Genomic DNA, 15,454 nt, shown 5'->3' with positions numbered 1-15,454 from the left:
TCATCACTAAGGAAATTTGAGTATAAAAATGTAAAGTTATCTAGTTTATCTTTAGCTAGAGTTTAGCAAAGAATCACGTAGTTTCAATTAAATAGTGAAATTCATTGTCTGAAATTTTTTGAGTTAAACATTGAAGTTGCTGAATTTGGCAATATCGTGTTACATCAATTTCACTGTGTGGATCAGAAGATTTCAATAGATATTGCTGTATGCCATAGGCTTTCTTTAACGCACGCTTCAACATCAAGAGTGGCATTGGACAGGGTTGCCCTAAAGCATCAATAATGACGGGCGAGTTGTGTGGGTTGCTCATATTCATCTAAATCGATTTTTTCATCATCATATTAACAAATTTTCGCGTAATTTTTGAGAGAAAAATTCCATTAAAAAAACAGCTAAATTATTGACAAAAACAGATAGAAATATCGGAAATAACTAAAAAAACTTCTATTAATTGTAATAAACCCATGGTAAGCTCGATGCGTTTTAGAAAGTGTTTAATTAAATTTTATTATATTAAACTCTATAACAAATGGATGTAACCGGAAATTGTTGATAGTTTTACAGAATGATTACAAGCTTTAAAATTATAAATATTTTAAAACCTTGTTGGCTCTGCTGTTTGCAACACCGGAAGGTCCTTATCTTTCAATATCTGAGGATTGACTTATGACAGCTCGTGAACAAGGCGTAGTAAAGTGGTTTAACGACACTAAAGGCTTTGGTTTTATTCAGCGTAATGGTGGTGATGACGTATTTGTTCATTTCCGCGCAATTATGGGTGATGGCCACCGTTCTTTACGTGACGGCCAACGCGTAGAATTCAGTGTTGTTCAAGGACAAAAAGGTTTCCAGGCTGAAAACGTTCAGCCTTTAGACTAATTTGTTGCCTTAACGCAATAAAAAACGCCCCAATAAGATTGGGGCGTTTTTGTTTTTTATAGTTTATAATAGCGACTTTATTTTGCTCATTGATGGTTCGAGTGCATATATGACATCTGGTTTTGAAACCTTAAATTTACATCCGCAGCTGAAAAAAGCGATTGATGCTTTGGGTTTTACACAAATGACCCCAATTCAGCAAAAGGTTTTAAAATATACATTAGCAGGGCATGATGCCATTGGTCGAGCGCAAACAGGTACTGGGAAAACAGCTGCCTTTTTGATTAGTGTGATCAATGATCTATTAAATAATCCAGTTCAAGAGCAACGTTTCCGTGGTGAGCCACGCGCGTTAATTTTAGCACCAACACGTGAGTTGGCGTTACAGATTGAAAGTGATGCACAAGCACTCACGAAATTTTCAAATTTGCACCTTGTGACCTTGTTGGGTGGTGTGGATTTTGACAAACAAAAGAAAATGTTGGATCGCAACTTCGTTGATATCATTGTTGCAACGCCTGGGCGTTTGATTGATTTTGTTGAGCAGAAAGAAGTTTGGTTGGATAAAATCGAATTTTTAGTGATTGATGAAGCCGATCGTTTACTTGATATGGGCTTTATTCCATCGGTTAAACGAATCGTTCGCTATTCACCATTTAAAGAACAGCGCCAAACTTTAATGTTCTCTGCAACATTTAGCTATGATGTTCTGAACTTAGCACGTCAGTGGTTATTTGAACCGGTTACAGTAGAAATTGAACCTGAGCAAAAAACCAATAGCGATGTAGAGCAACGTGTCTATGTAGTTGCGAAAGAAGACAAGTATAAGCTTTTACAAGAAATTTTAAGAGAAGAGCCAATCGATAAAGTGATGATCTTTGCGAATCGCCGAGATCAAGTTCGACGCTTGTACGATCATTTGAAACGCGATGGCTATAAAGTTGGTATGTTATCTGGTGAAATTGCCCAAGATAAGCGTTTAAAGATGCTTGATCAATTTAAGCAAGGTAAGAATAATATTATGATTGCAACAGATGTTGCAGGTCGTGGTATTCATGTGGATGGCGTTTCTCATGTGATTAACTATACCTTACCTGAACAGTCTGATGATTATGTGCATCGTATTGGTCGTACAGGTCGTGCGGGTGCGCAAGGTGTGAGTATTAGTTTCTTGTCGGAAGATGATGCATTCTATTTGCCAGAAATCGAAAAAGCGATTGGTAAGAAATTGCCGTTGACTCGTTTAGAAGGTTATTGCTAGGTCTTGATTAGCCTTATTTAGGTGTTTTAGGACCAAGAAACTTTCTCTAAAAAAAGCCGAATCATTCTGTGATTTGGCTTTTTTGATTATTTAGTAAGAATTACTACTCAAATTACACAAAAGATTAAAGATTTTTTTAGAATTACTGTGATTAGTTGCTGAATTGAAATAGATCAACATGTAGAATATGCCGCATTACCTGGGAGGATATTATGGCTCTAATCTCAATGCGCCAGCTCTTGGATCACGCTGCAGAACATAACTACGGCGTACCAGCGTTTAACGTAAACAACTTAGAACAAATGCGTGCAATCATGCTCGCTGCGGATGCAACCAATTCACCTGTAATCGTGCAAGCTTCGGCTGGTGCGCGTAAATATGCAGGTGCACCTTTCTTACGTCATCTTATTTTAGCTGCGATTGAAGAATGGCCGCATATCCCAGTGGTAATGCATCAAGATCATGGTACTAGCCCTGATATTTGTCAGCGTTCAATCCAGTTAGGTTTTAGCTCAGTCATGATGGATGGTTCATTGGGCGAAGATGGCAAAACACCAACATCATATGATTACAATGTGGATGTAACGCGTCGAGTTGTATCTATTGCGCATGCATGTGGTGTTTCAGTTGAAGGTGAAATCGGTTGCTTAGGTAGCCTTGAAACTGGTATGGCTGGTGAAGAAGATGGTGTGGGTGCAGAAGGTGTGCTTGATCATTCTCAATTGTTAACATCTGTTGAAGAAGCAACTCAGTTTGTTGCTGATACCAATGTAGATGCTTTGGCGATTGCTGTCGGTACTTCACACGGTGCATACAAGTTTACGCGTCCACCTACAGGCGATATCTTGGCAATTGACCGTATTAAAGAAATTCATGCTGCATTGCCAAATACGCATCTTGTTATGCATGGTTCTAGCTCTGTACCACAAGAGTGGTTGGCTGTGATTAACCAGTATGGCGGTGATATTAAAGAAACTTATGGTGTGCCTGTTGATCAGCTTGTAGAAGCGATTAAGCACGGTGTACGTAAGATTAACATCGATACCGATTTGCGTTTGGCTTCTACTGGCGCAATGCGTCGTATGATGGCTGAGAAACCAAGTGAATTTGACCCACGTAAATTCTTTGGTGAAACAGTTGTAGCAATGAAAGAGATTTGTGTTGCGCGTTACGAAGCATTCGGTACAGCGGGTAATGCAGACAAAATTCGTCCAATTTCTTTAGAGAAAATGGTTGATCGTTACAAATAATGAATTTGTAATGCAGAAAAATAGCGGCATTTGCCGCTATTTTTTTATTTCTATTTTAGGGAATAAAAATGCCAGCAATTGCTGGCATTCTTTTAACTGATTTATTTCTGTTGTGCTTTTGAGTCTAGGCTTGCATCTTTAATTTCAACATAAGCATTGGCGCGAAGCTCACGCATCCAGCTATCTACTTCAGTATCAAACTGGCGTTCACCTAAGATTTGACGTGCCATACGTTCTTGAACTTCTTTGGTCATATCCTGTTCACGCGTACCTAGAACTTGTAGGATATGCCAACCAAATTGGCTTTGGAACGGTTTGCTGATTTCCCCAACAGGTGTTTCTTTCATTACTTTTTCAAATTCAGGAACCATAACCCCTGGGCTAACCCAACCTAGGCTACCGCCATCGCGTGCTGAACCTGTGTCATTTGAATAAGTTGCAGCTAAAGTGGCAAAATCATCACCCGCTTTGGCACGATTGTAGAGACTATCAATCATTTGTTTTGCACGATCCAAGCTAACCACTTCTGATGATTGAATTAGAATGTGACGAGTTTGATATTGTGGAACTAAGGCTTTTTGCTCGTTTTGTTTACGTTCAAGTAATTTTAATACATGTACGCCATCACGAACATTGATGAGTTCAGTGGTCTGTCCCACTTGCAGCGGTGCAATACGTGCTGAAAGTTCGGTAGGAATTTCTGATAATGAGCGGAATCCCATATCTAGGCCATCAACTTTTACAGCAGCGGTGGAGAGCTTAGAGCTAATGCCTTTAGGGTCATCACTAGTTGCCAAAGCTTGCTTCACTTGCTGCGCAATTTGCTGTACGTCATTTGTATTTTCACCTGCGATACGCATGTGAATGACATGAACCTGTGTACCGAGCGCAGCTTGACCTTCTGGTGACTTCAAGAAGTTTTCAACATCATGATCACTGATTTTGATGCGTGACATCACTTGTTGTTGGCGTAAGCGGCCAATGGCTAAATCTTCTGCAACACGGTTACGCAAATTTTCGTAAGTACCTGGCGCAATCGCATCTAATTTTTGTTGAAATGCTTCTAGGCTGTTGGCACCTGATTGATTTGCCACTTTTAACACAGCCGCATTTAAACTTTTTTCATCTGGTTTAATGCCGTAACGTTTGACCTGTTCCAACTGAGCTTGGCGGATGATCAGTTGATCAAGCACCTGCATTTGTAAGTACTGCTGTGGCGGTACAGTTTTATTTTGTGCTTTTAACTGGTGTTCTGTCTCTGCAATCCCTTGTTCCAAATCACTTTTTAGAATAACACTACTATCCACAACTGCAACAACCTCATCCGTAGGTTGTGCAAAGCTTTGCATTGATGAAGAAATTAGGGTAGCGAGAACAGTCGCTTTAAAGATATGTTGAAAAGGTTTTATCTTCATTAACGTTGTGTCCAAGATTGATTAATTTTGTTGAAACCTAAAACTCTGTTTTCGAGAAGAGAAGCAAGCTTATTGTTTAAAGCACCAAGGCCTTTTAGGGTGAACTCAGCCATCACTGCATTCTTTTTACGAACGTCTGGAGAGTTTGGATCATCCAGATCGTTATAGTAAGAACGACCGTATACTGAAACAGCCCAACAACACGACTCATAATTTACACCAAGTAAATATTCACGCATCACGTTGTTGTCTATGTCGTATTGAGCATGGCCCATGATACGCCAATTGTCTTTTACAGGTTGTATAAAGGATGCAACAACTTGATCATAGGCATCTTGACGATCAGGAATGTGCTTACGATAAAAATAGCCTAAGTTGTAAAGATTGCCTTTATCGCCAGTATAGTAGGCTTGGAAATCTCGTTGCGCATTGTCGCCATTAGACATCCAAGCTGAGTTTGACGAAATGGTGACGTTTTGATTGAGCTGACTTGATAAGCTAACAATAGGACCTGTACGGTTTTGAGTGTCAAAATCGTCAAGCTTTTCATTTAAGCTTACGCGGCGATCACTAAAATAATAACTTTGACCTACGCTTGCTTTAATTCGCTCTAAACCTTCAGTATCTAATAAGCTATAAGTGACGCCGAGTGATAAGAAGTTGTTATCATCTAAACGGTCATGCCCATAAAAACGATATGGATTGAAGAGTTGATCATAGTTGATTGACGCAGTGGTTGAGTCAAAGTTTGGATGATCGTCTTGGTTTTTATAAGGTGAGTAAGCATAAAAAGCACGAGGTGAAATACTTTGTAAGTATTTACCATCTTTTTCGAAAGTGACGCCTGTTGCAAAGGTGAACTGAGGAACAACGACTGATTTTTCTAGATCATCAGACGCTGAAAGTCCTCGTCCTTCTTTGGAGTCTTGATCAAAAAAGGTATTGATACTACGAACAGAAACTTCTGGAATCGCATAGAACCAAGACGGAGTTAAATAGTTGTAGCGAACCGCAAACTGGTTGTAAATACGGGTACCACTTGATTCAAGTGCCGAGCCATCATTGACAGATTTTTTAAAGTAGGCTGTATCGTTATTAAACTCGTACTGTAGACCTTGTGGGTCGCCTGTAACGTAGTTTAATAAAAATTGTGGAAGACGGGCGTAGGGTTTGTCTATGTCTTTGACGGTTTTATCCAGTGTTTGGAAGTCTTCGACTTTTAGCTGAGCTCTTAACCCTGGAATTCCATTTTGATAATTAAGTTCCCAAGCACGACGTAAATTCAGATCCGTTCTTGTGTTTGGATTATTGTTAAAGTCGGCAAAGTAGTCTTTATCAGAGGCATAGTTATATTCTAAATTGGTTGACCACTGATCGTCGATTCTCCAATTATGAATAAAATGAAGATCATCACGTGCTTCATTGCCATACTGGTTGTCACTTGCAATATAACCACCCCAAATACGACCTGCACCAAAGTTTTCAGTCATATAGCGGAAATCTGCATCTAATTTTGGACCACGTTTACTCATATAGCTTGGTGTAAGCGTGAGATCATAATTGGGTGCAAGGTTGAGGTAGACTGGGGTGATGAGTTGCGCACCACCATCATTGCTATAACCAAAATTCGGACTGAGAAGACCTGTGGTACGACGGTCATCAATTGGGAAATTAAAATAAGGTACAGCCAGTACAGGAACATCTTTAATATAGAGTTTTGTATTGCGGGTGACACCGCGACCTGTATCTTGGTTGAGTTCAATTTCTTTGGCCTGAATTTTCCATGCTGGTTTTTGTTCAGGCGGGCAGGCTGTATAGCTTGCATCTTTAAAAATAACTAAATTTTCATTGGCGCGTTTAATTTGGTTTGCATGACCATGCGCGTGTTGTTGCTCTGAGATATAGAAACTATTGTTTAAATCACCTGTTTGGGTCTTCAAATTATAGTTAATCGCATCACTTTGGGTGAGTAAGCCTGATTGAGCAATCTGAACACGACCTTCAGCATTGGCATATGTTTGTGTCGAGTCGATCGTGACTTGGTCGGCACGGATGGTGCGACCTTCTTGGTCGATTACCACATTGCCTTGCAGAACTGAATCGCCAGTTGGGTTGTAATGCCCATAATCAGCAGTGAGTACAGAAGTCGTTGTGCTCGCATCGCCCGCTTTTACTTCAGGATTAATCGGGGTGACCCAAGTTCCTTGGCAAAACGAAGAGCTTAAATAACGATTATCACGTAACTGCGCTTCTGGTGCTGATTTGTCTACATAATATTGCTGGAAAAAACTTTCCCCAGGATAACTTTCCTGATCTTGCTGTCCCTGATTTGGAATCGCTGCTTTAAGCTGTTTGTTGTCAAGCGTAGAGACAGCATCAGCTGGTGCCGCGAAACCTGATTGGATCGAGCCGCCACACAAGAGTGTCAAAATAGCTGTTGCTAAAGGATTAAATTTAAACTGATGTTTCATTGTCTCATTAACCAATACGCTAATTCACAATTAATTATTGTCGCATCATAGAGAAAAAGTTGATAAGTGGCTACACTTAAGCTTTCAAAATCTCAGCTAGTTTTAGATTTTATTGCAAATGAATACACAACGTGAACAATTGATACAAACTTGGCTTCAAGCCACCCTCCAATCTGATCAATTTGAGATCAATTTTTTGGCAGGAGACGCAAGCTTTCGCCGCTACGCGCGAATTAAGTTACAAAACAAAACATATATGCTCATGGATGCACCGCCTGAAAAAGAAGATTGTATTCCATTTGTTAGCATCGATGAGTTCTTTGACAAAAATGGTGTGCGTGTACCGCATATCGTTGCGAAAGACTTAACGTTAGGATTGTTGCTGTTAGAAGATTTTGGTGATGTTGTTTTATCAACTTTACTGAATGATGAGACAGTCGATCAATACTATGCACAAAGTTTCAAGCAACTGATTGAGTTACAGCAGATCGATGCGGATACGCAATTGCCAGCTTATTCTTATGAAAAGTTGATGACAGAAATGCGTTTGTTGACCGACTGGATGTTGCCATCATTGCAAATTCAGCCGACAGAGCAGCAACTTGAAACAATCGAGCAAGCTTTTGACTTTCTTGCGATTGAAGCGACTCAACAGCCACAAGTGATCGTTCATCGTGATTTTCACAGCCGTAATCTGATGAAAATCGAAAATGAGCAAGAGCTGGGAGTGATTGATTTTCAGGATGCGGTGATTGGTGCGGATACATATGACCTCATCTCGATTACACGTGATGCCTATGTGCAGTGGAATGCTAAACGTGTTTATGAGTGGTTTGGGGTATTTTATAAACTCTTACCTGCAACTGCGAAAGAAAACCGTAGTTTTGAACAGTTCAAGCGTGATGCAGATCTGATGGCGATTCAACGTCACCTGAAAATTCTTGGTATTTTTGTGCGTTTATTTGAACGTGATGGCAAGTCAGGCTATTTAAAAGATTTACCGCGCGTGATGTGGTATTTACTGGAAGAAAGCCAAGGGTATGATGAACTGAATGACTTTATGCAATTCATTCGTGACGTCGTGATGCCGAAGTTTATTGAAAAATACGGCAATTATGAGGTTGCAGCCTAATGAAAGCGATGATTCTTGCTGCGGGTATGGGCAATCGTATGCGTCCCTTGACCTTGCACACACCAAAGCCTTTACTGGAAGTTGGTGGCAAGCCACTGATTGTTTGGCATATCGAAAAGCTGCAAAAAATAGGCATTACCGAGATTGTGATTAATACAGCTTGGTTAGGTGAAAAACTTGCTGCTGCTTTAGGTGATGGTTCTCAGTTCGGTGTCACTATTTTGTGGTCACACGAAGGTGAAGGTCTAGAAACCGCAGGAGGTATCATCAATGCATTGCCATTGCTGGGTGATGAGCCTTTTATTCTAGTTAATGGTGATGTTTGGACCACAATGGATTTTACCTCATTGTTAAATGTTCAGTTGGAAGATAAACAAGCGCATTTGGTGCTGGTTGAAAATCCGCCTCAGCATTTGAAGGGTGACTTTATCCTTGCGAATGATTTGGCTTACACTTTTGAGCAGGAGCAGTTGGGTGAGGCTTTAACGTATAGTGGTGTTGCGGTATTGGCACCACACATGTTTGTTGGTTTGGAAAATGGCAAACGACCTTTAGCGCCATTATTGAAACAAGCCATGCAGCAACAACAAGTTTCAGCTGAAAAGTTGCAAGGAATCTGGGTGGATGTTGGTACACCTGAGCGTTTGGAGCAGCTTGATCAACAAATCAAGCAGGGCGCATTCGCATAATAAAAAATGCTTTGTCTATCTGTGATTTGCATAAGAAAAGACAAAAACTTAAAGGATTATGCAGTTTATCATGCTTGTAAATGTTTAACTGCATAATCGTTCAACAAGTCCTGCTGTGCCTTGTATCAGAAATCGGTATACTGCACAGCAAGTTTATCGAGATGTCGCACTGTTATGCATCCTTTTTTTCAAGAATTAAAGCAAGGTAGTCAAGCTCTAGGTCTCAACCTGAGTGAAGAAGCCCTAACACTCTTATTGAAATATCAAGATGCGCTGGTGCTATGGAATAAGGCATACAATTTAACGGCCATTCGTGAGCCGAAAGAAATGTTGGTTAAACATTTATTAGATAGTTTAAGTATTTTAAATGATTTGCCACAAGGCCGTTTATTAGATGTTGGTACGGGCGGTGGTATGCCGGGCATGATCATTGCATTATGTCAACCAGAACGTTCTTGTGTACTATTAGATTCGAATGGGAAAAAGATTCGTTTCTTGAAGCAATTTATTGCTGACTTAAAACTGAAAAATGTAATTGCAGTTCAAACACGTGTTGAAAATGAAGACAGCATTGGCGAACTTGGTCAGTTCGATGTCATTACAAGTCGAGCATTTGCTTCTTTGACTGATTTTGTTGATGCAGCACAACCTTATATGCATGAGCAAAGTATCATTGCTGCAATGAAAGGCTTGATTCCAGAGGATGAAGTTGAGCAGATGAAAGATCAGTATTCATGTAAGATCATTGAACTGCGTGTGCCGAGATTGGATGAACAGCGTCACTTACTTTTACTTCAACTTATTCAATAAAAAATATTAAGGGTAGTCATGGCTCAAATTATTGCGATTGCAAACCAAAAAGGTGGTGTGGGAAAAACCACGACAGCAGTCAATCTTGCTGCCTCTTTGGCGATCTTGAAAAAACGTGTCTTGTTAGTCGATATGGACTCACAAGGGAATGCCACCATGGGGTCAGGTATTCAAAAGAATGATTTACTTTACTCAGTCACAGATGTGTTGTTGGGTGAAGTGCCAATTGAAACTGCGATTCAAAAAGCAGAAGTAGGTTATAAAGTTTTAGGTGCAAACCGTGAGCTAGCAGGTGTAGAACTTGCTATTGCCGAGCAAGAAGGCCGAGAGTTTATTCTGAAGAATGCTTTGCAGGAAGTAGATGCTGCATTTGACTATATCATTGTCGATTGTGCGCCAAGCCTCAGCTTAATTACCGTCAATGCCTTGGCTGCCGTGAATGGTGTGATTATTCCAATGCAATGTGAATATTATGCTTTGGAAGGATTAGCGGATCTCACCCAGACCATTGATCGTATACAAAAAGCCCTTAATCCAAACTTGGAAATTGTTGGGGTATTACGTACCATGTATGACGCTCGTAATGCGTTGACACGTGATGTGTCGGCAGAGTTGGAGCAATATTTTGGTAAAAAACTCTATGAAACGGTGATTCCTCGAAATATTCGTTTGGCAGAAGCACCAGCTCATGGTTTACCTGTAATTTATTTTGAAAAGAGTTCAAAAGGTGCAATTGCATATTTGAATTTAGCCGCAGAAATGTTGAAGAAAAGTAAAGTGAAAAAAGGAAGTGCTGTATGAGCATCAAAAAACGCGGATTGGCTAAAGGTCGTGGTTTAGATGCGCTATTAGGTTCAATTCAAAAAGAGAAATTGCAACTTGAAGCACAAGCCTTGGATCATGGTCAACTCAAGCAAATTGATGTCAATTTATTGAAACGTGGTGAATATCAACCACGTAGCTTTATCCAAGAACAAGATTTACAAGAGCTCGCAGCATCGATTGAAAAACATGGTGTGATGCAGCCAATTGTGATTCGTCCTGTGGATGATGAACAACATCCTTATGAAATTATTGCGGGTGAACGTCGTTGGCGTGCTGCCCAATTAGCAGGTTTGGCAGAAATTCCGGCAATTGTGCGTGACTTGAATGATCAAGTCGCAATTGCTTTGGCGTTGATTGAAAATATTCAACGTCAAGATCTCAATCCGATTGATCAAGCAGTTGCTTTACAACGCTTCCACGATGAATTTGGTTTAAGCCATCAAGAAATTGCAGATACGGTAGGCAAGGCACGTACCACGGTGAGTAACCTGTTACGCTTACTGAGCTTGGCTGATCCAATTAAAGAGTTAATCCAACAAGGTCAGATTGACATGGGGCATGCCCGTGCCATCCTGACGCTGAAGGCAAAAGATCAAATTGCGGTTGCACAAATCGTGATTGAAAAAGGTTTGTCGGTACGTCAAACTGAACAGTTAGTTCGTGAGTGGAGTGAACCAAAACCTGAAAAGGAAAAGGCTCAAATTTCTCCAGATATTGAACAATTGACTCAGAAGCTTTCCGAGCGTTTCGGAGCGAATGTGAAAATTGACCATAACCAGAAAGGTAAAGGGAAAATGGTCATTCATTACCACTCATTGGATGAGTTGGATGGAATCCTCAATATTTGCTTACCTAACTAATCTTGAGGGCGCATCCTTTTATATTTTAGATATTATTGGGGAATAATATGTGGGAACTTGTGAAAGCGGGTGGCTGGTTAATGCTGCCCCTTATTCTTTCATCAATTTTTACGGTTGCCATTACAATTGAACGATACATTCGTTTAAAACGGTCACAAGTTTTACCGCAAGCATTGCTTGTAAATGGTTCTGATGTTGATGCAGTTATTGTGCAATTAGAACAAGAAGATGCTCAAAAAAGTCCATTAGGTCGTATTCTTAAATCTGGCTACGATCAGCGCGATCAAGGTGAGCAATTTGCCCGTGCGCAAATGGAAGCAACAGCATCTCAAGAAATCAGTTATCTCGAAAAAAATATTAACTTTCTTGGAACCTTAAGTGCAATTGCACCTTTGTTGGGTTTACTCGGCACAGTTCTGGGCATCATTGAGTCTTTTTTGGTGATTGATATCGGTTCTGCGGGTAATGCCAGTATGATGATGCCAGGTATCTCTAAGGCCTTGATTACCACAGCTGTCGGAATGCTGATTGCGATTCCTGCAATGATTGCATATCGTTATTTTCAGCGTGTAGTACATGAATATATTGCTGAATTAGAACAGCAATCAACCTTGTTTCATGCAGCACTTTTCTATAAAAAAGCTGCTCATGTACAAGAACACCGTCGTGCAAGCTAAGCCGAGGTGGCATCATGAAGTTTAAACGTTCTCAAGTTGAAGATATTCATATCAATTTGACACCAATGATTGACTGTATGTTATTTATTTTGGTGTTTTTATTATTATCAACGACTTTTAGTCAGCAAAGCCGTATAAATCTGACATTGCCCGATGCGCAAGGTGTTCCACCTAAACAATTCGATCACAAAATTGAAATCATGGTAGACTCCACAGGGCATTATTCTGTGAACGGTCAGGCATTATCAAGTAAAGATATCGCTGATTTAAGCACAGCCATTAAGCAAGTTGCACAAGATCGTCGTGATTTTATGTTTATTATTGCGGCTGATGCCAAAGCAGCGCATCAAGATGTGATTCGAGTGATGGATGTCGCCGGTCAACTCGGTTTTGTTAACGTCAATATCAGCACCAAAGTTCCAACGAGAGGTTTTACTGAGTGAATCAGGATTTTAAGGTTTATGTCCGTTTAATATCGTATTTAAAATCTTATTGGGGCGTTGCCTTACTCGTCTTGCTTGGTTTTGGTATCAACGCGGCGACGGAGGTCTCTGTCGCAAAGCTATTGAAATACATCATTGATGCGATCCAAGAGGGTAGTCGTAGCAATCTGGATTGGTTTCCAGCACTCATTGTTTTATTGATGTTTTTCCGTGGCGTTGGTCTATTCCTCGGTGGTTACTTTTCCGCTGTGATTTCACGTAGTTTAGTGTTTAGCATCCGTCAGGAAGTGTATGCAAAACTGTTAAGATTACCAGCGCAATATTATCTTGATAACAGTGCTGGTCACATCAGTGCAAAGCTGATGTATAACGTGGAGCAGTTAACAGCTGCGTCTTCTGAGTCTTTGCAGACCTTAATTAAAGATGGTTTGATTGTTCTTGGTTTATTGAGTTATCTACTCTACACCAACTGGCGATTAACCTTATGTATTGTGGTCTTCATGCCTTTTATTGGCATATTGGTCAGAATCGCATCGAAGAAGATGCGTAAATTGTCAATCCAAGTACAAAATACCATGGGTGATGTAAACCACGTGGTACAAGAAACCATTACTGCAAATTCGGTGGTAAAAAGCTTTACTGGCGAAGAGTTTGAACAGAAACGTTTTTATAAATCGTCTGAAGAAAACTTGCGTCGTGGTTTGAAAATGGTTGTGGTGCAAAATATTAACAGCCCAATCATTCAGCTTTTATTATCAATGGCGATGGCAATCATTCTTTGGCTGGCTTTACGTCCACAGGTTTTTGGTGATACTTCTGCGGGTGAATTCATTTCATTCATTACCGCTGCGGGCCTTATTTCTAAGCCTGTTAAGAATTTGACCGATATCAATGAAAAGTTACAACGTGGTTTAGCTGCAGCACATTCCGTGTTTGAGCTATTGGATACGCCTGAAGAAATCAATAATGGTCAATTGAAACCTGCTTTAAAAGGGAATATTCAATTTGATCATGCCAACTTGCGCTATGAAGATGGTACGCATGCGATCAAGGATTTTTCTTTAGATATCAAGGCAGGACAAACCGTTGCTTTAGTTGGGCGTTCAGGTGCAGGTAAGACCTCATTAGTAAATATGCTGCCGCGTTTCCAAGAGTTGAGTGAAGGGCAAATCTATTTTGATGGTATTCCCGTTCAGGATATTGAGTTGGCTTATTTACGTTCTCAAATTGCGACAGTGAATCAGCAAGTTGTGCTATTCAATCGCTCAGTTCGCGATAATATTGCCTATGGGCAGTTACAAGACTCAAGCGATGAGCAAGTCATTGCGGCAGCGAAAGCAGCGTATGCACATGACTTTATTATGAACCTGCCGCAAGGTTATGACACCATTTTGGGTGCGCAAGGTTTGAACCTCTCAGGTGGTCAGCGTCAACGTATTGCCATTGCTAGAGCAATCTTAAAAGATTCTCCAATTCTGATTTTAGATGAAGCAACCAGTGCGCTTGATAATGAATCAGAATACTTCATTCAACAGGCATTTGATAAAGCGATGCAAGACCGTACCACGATTGTAATTGCTCATCGTTTGTCTACTGTTGAAAATGCAGATCTGATCGTGGTCATGGATAAAGGCCAGATTATTGAGCAAGGCACACATGCTGAGCTTTTAGCAAAACATGGTATGTATTATCAATTACATCAACGTAATTTCGAGGAAAACTAAGCATGTCGATGGCGCAACGTATTCAGGATGCTTGGAATCAACAAGCGTCATGGTTGATGGTGTTGCGTCCCTTGTCATGGCTATATCGATTGGGTTTTTGTACGAATAAAGCGCTTTATCAACATGGAATTAAACCCGTATATACAGCGCCCGTACCTGTTATGGTGATTGGGAACATTACCGTGGGCGGCAGTGGTAAAACACCATTGCTGATCCAACTGGTCAAATATTTGCAACAACACAATGTGCGGGTCGGTGTAATCAGCCGTGGTTATGGTGGTGCAGGTCCTTTTCCTGTTTTGGTTACTTCGCGTTCTGAGCCTGATATTGTAGGTGATGAACCTTGTCTGATTGTTCAATCTACCCATGTGCCCATGGCTGTCGGTCCTAATCGTCAAGCTTCAATCGAGTTGTTATTGGAAAATGAGCAGCTTGACCTGATTATTAGTGATGATGGTTTGCAGCATTGGGCTTTGGCGCGTCAGATTGAATGGATTGTGTTAGATCAAAATCGTGGTCTAGGCAATGAGAAGTTATTGCCAGAAGGTTATTTACGTGAACCTAAGTCACGCTTGAATGAAAGTACGGTCATTGAGCATACTAAAATTGCACAGGCTCAAAAAAATATGCATTTAGCGGTGGGTCAGCCTTATCTTTTAAATGCAAATACAGATACACATTGGTTTGATCCCAATCAATATTTCAATGCGGTTGTTGGAATTGGTTTTCCGCAGCGTTTTTATCAAACCTTGGCATCTTTGGGTGTACAGCAATATCAGGCACATGAATTCCCAGATCACCATGATTATGAAATTGATGATTTAATATTTGAAAATCATGATGCCATTATCACCACTGAAAAAGATGCCGTAAAGTTCAAGACTTTATTAAAGCAACATTCTGAATTCACGACCCCTATTTGGGTAGTACCCGTAGAAGCTGTTTTGTCAGCAGATTGTTATGATGTATTGAAACAACAATTACAGCACCTCGGTATTCAATTTTCTTAGAGAGC

Annotated in this window: 15 protein-coding genes; 12 read left to right on the top strand and 3 right to left on the bottom strand. The window is 40.4% G+C overall.

Going from position 1 to position 15,454, the window contains the following annotated elements; translation table 11 throughout:
* Window positions 1-73: 73 nt before the first annotated feature.
* Window positions 74-313, bottom strand: coding sequence for a sulfurtransferase TusA family protein (locus F887_RS07680; protein WP_032863140.1), 240 nt, complete (start codon window positions 311-313; stop codon window positions 74-76).
* Window positions 314-669: 356 nt separating this feature from the next.
* On the opposite strand from F887_RS07680, the gene F887_RS07685 reads away from it, so the two are divergent.
* The 3 genes from F887_RS07685 (at window position 670) to fba (ending at window position 3,393) form a co-directional block, all read left to right on the top strand.
* Complete coding sequence (locus F887_RS07685; RefSeq protein ID WP_004653893.1) at window positions 670-882, top strand: cold-shock protein; 213 nt, start codon at window positions 670-672, stop codon at window positions 880-882.
* A gap of 109 nt (window positions 883-991) precedes the next feature.
* On the top strand, window positions 992-2,143 hold the full coding sequence (rhlB, locus tag F887_RS07690; protein ID WP_005294698.1) for an ATP-dependent RNA helicase RhlB: 1,152 nt from the start codon (window positions 992-994) through the stop codon (window positions 2,141-2,143).
* Window positions 2,144-2,355: 212 nt separating this feature from the next.
* Window positions 2,356-3,393, top strand: a complete 1,038-nt coding sequence (gene fba / locus F887_RS07695) for a class II fructose-bisphosphate aldolase (protein WP_005153496.1) — start codon at window positions 2,356-2,358, stop codon at window positions 3,391-3,393.
* A 101-nt stretch (window positions 3,394-3,494) separates the two neighbouring features.
* On the opposite strand, the gene F887_RS07700 is transcribed toward fba, so the two are convergent.
* Complete coding sequence (locus F887_RS07700; RefSeq protein WP_005294696.1) at window positions 3,495-4,808, bottom strand: peptidylprolyl isomerase; 1,314 nt, start codon at window positions 4,806-4,808, stop codon at window positions 3,495-3,497.
* On the bottom strand, window positions 4,808-7,279 hold the full coding sequence (locus tag F887_RS07705) for an LPS-assembly protein LptD (protein ID WP_005294693.1): 2,472 nt from the start codon (window positions 7,277-7,279) through the stop codon (window positions 4,808-4,810). Before F887_RS07705 ends, F887_RS07700 begins: the two co-directional genes overlap by 1 nt.
* 118 nt (window positions 7,280-7,397) lie before the next feature.
* On the opposite strand from F887_RS07705, the gene F887_RS07710 reads away from it, so the two are divergent.
* The 9 genes from F887_RS07710 to lpxK all read left to right on the top strand — a co-directional run bounded on the left by F887_RS07710 (window position 7,398) and on the right by lpxK (window position 15,449).
* Window positions 7,398-8,411: an aminoglycoside phosphotransferase family protein gene (locus F887_RS07710; protein ID WP_005294690.1), complete on the top strand. Its 1,014-nt coding sequence runs from the start codon at window positions 7,398-7,400 to the stop codon at window positions 8,409-8,411.
* Window positions 8,411-9,100: an N-acetylmuramate alpha-1-phosphate uridylyltransferase MurU gene (gene murU, locus F887_RS07715; protein WP_005294687.1), complete on the top strand. Its 690-nt coding sequence runs from the start codon at window positions 8,411-8,413 to the stop codon at window positions 9,098-9,100. The genes F887_RS07710 and murU overlap by 1 nt, the downstream gene beginning before the upstream one ends.
* A gap of 174 nt (window positions 9,101-9,274) precedes the next feature.
* A complete protein-coding gene (gene rsmG, locus F887_RS07720; protein WP_005294684.1) occupies window positions 9,275-9,910 on the top strand; it encodes a 16S rRNA (guanine(527)-N(7))-methyltransferase RsmG in 636 nt (211 codons plus the stop codon).
* An 18-nt stretch (window positions 9,911-9,928) separates the two neighbouring features.
* Window positions 9,929-10,711, top strand: coding sequence for a ParA family protein (locus F887_RS07725; protein ID WP_005294681.1), 783 nt, complete (start codon window positions 9,929-9,931; stop codon window positions 10,709-10,711).
* On the top strand, window positions 10,708-11,595 hold the full coding sequence (locus F887_RS07730) for a ParB/RepB/Spo0J family partition protein (RefSeq protein ID WP_005187946.1): 888 nt from the start codon (window positions 10,708-10,710) through the stop codon (window positions 11,593-11,595). Before F887_RS07725 ends, F887_RS07730 begins: the two co-directional genes overlap by 4 nt.
* 47 nt (window positions 11,596-11,642) lie before the next feature.
* Window positions 11,643-12,272, top strand: coding sequence for a MotA/TolQ/ExbB proton channel family protein (locus tag F887_RS07735; protein WP_005294679.1), 630 nt, complete (start codon window positions 11,643-11,645; stop codon window positions 12,270-12,272).
* Between the two features lie 14 nt (window positions 12,273-12,286).
* Entirely contained in the window at window positions 12,287-12,715 is a 429-nt protein-coding gene (locus F887_RS07740; protein WP_004806616.1) for an ExbD/TolR family protein, read from the top strand.
* Complete coding sequence (msbA, locus tag F887_RS07745; protein ID WP_005294677.1) at window positions 12,712-14,439, top strand: lipid A export permease/ATP-binding protein MsbA; 1,728 nt, start codon at window positions 12,712-12,714, stop codon at window positions 14,437-14,439. The genes F887_RS07740 and msbA overlap by 4 nt, the downstream gene beginning before the upstream one ends.
* 2 nt (window positions 14,440-14,441) lie before the next feature.
* Window positions 14,442-15,449 carry a tetraacyldisaccharide 4'-kinase gene (lpxK, locus tag F887_RS07750; RefSeq protein WP_005294674.1) on the top strand — a complete coding sequence of 336 codons (1,008 nt, stop codon included), beginning with the start codon at window positions 14,442-14,444 and terminating at the stop codon, window positions 15,447-15,449.
* Window positions 15,450-15,454 lie beyond the last annotated feature (5 nt).

Origin of the sequence: Acinetobacter sp. NIPH 2100, assembly GCF_000369805.1 — a bacterium.
GTDB lineage: Bacteria > Pseudomonadota > Gammaproteobacteria > Pseudomonadales > Moraxellaceae > Acinetobacter.
This window is presented reverse-complemented; position numbering and strand designations above follow the sequence as displayed.

Excerpts from the sequence above, each read along its gene's own strand:
- F887_RS07680 (WP_032863140.1), bottom strand. The coding sequence starts at position 313 with ATGAGCAACCCACACAACTCGCCCGTCATTATTGATGCTTTAGGGCAA.
- F887_RS07685 (WP_004653893.1), top strand. The coding sequence starts at position 670 with ATGACAGCTCGTGAACAAGGCGTAGTAAAGTGGTTTAACGACACTAAA.
- rhlB (WP_005294698.1), top strand. The coding sequence starts at position 992 with ATGACATCTGGTTTTGAAACCTTAAATTTACATCCGCAGCTGAAAAAA.
- fba (WP_005153496.1), top strand. The coding sequence starts at position 2,356 with ATGGCTCTAATCTCAATGCGCCAGCTCTTGGATCACGCTGCAGAACAT.
- F887_RS07700 (WP_005294696.1), bottom strand. The coding sequence starts at position 4,808 with ATGAAGATAAAACCTTTTCAACATATCTTTAAAGCGACTGTTCTCGCT.
- F887_RS07705 (WP_005294693.1), bottom strand. The coding sequence starts at position 7,279 with ATGAAACATCAGTTTAAATTTAATCCTTTAGCAACAGCTATTTTGACA.
- F887_RS07710 (WP_005294690.1), top strand. The coding sequence starts at position 7,398 with ATGAATACACAACGTGAACAATTGATACAAACTTGGCTTCAAGCCACC.
- murU (WP_005294687.1), top strand. The coding sequence starts at position 8,411 with ATGAAAGCGATGATTCTTGCTGCGGGTATGGGCAATCGTATGCGTCCC.
- rsmG (WP_005294684.1), top strand. The coding sequence starts at position 9,275 with ATGCATCCTTTTTTTCAAGAATTAAAGCAAGGTAGTCAAGCTCTAGGT.
- F887_RS07725 (WP_005294681.1), top strand. The coding sequence starts at position 9,929 with ATGGCTCAAATTATTGCGATTGCAAACCAAAAAGGTGGTGTGGGAAAA.
- F887_RS07730 (WP_005187946.1), top strand. The coding sequence starts at position 10,708 with ATGAGCATCAAAAAACGCGGATTGGCTAAAGGTCGTGGTTTAGATGCG.
- F887_RS07735 (WP_005294679.1), top strand. The coding sequence starts at position 11,643 with ATGTGGGAACTTGTGAAAGCGGGTGGCTGGTTAATGCTGCCCCTTATT.
- F887_RS07740 (WP_004806616.1), top strand. The coding sequence starts at position 12,287 with ATGAAGTTTAAACGTTCTCAAGTTGAAGATATTCATATCAATTTGACA.
- lpxK (WP_005294674.1), top strand. The coding sequence starts at position 14,442 with ATGTCGATGGCGCAACGTATTCAGGATGCTTGGAATCAACAAGCGTCA.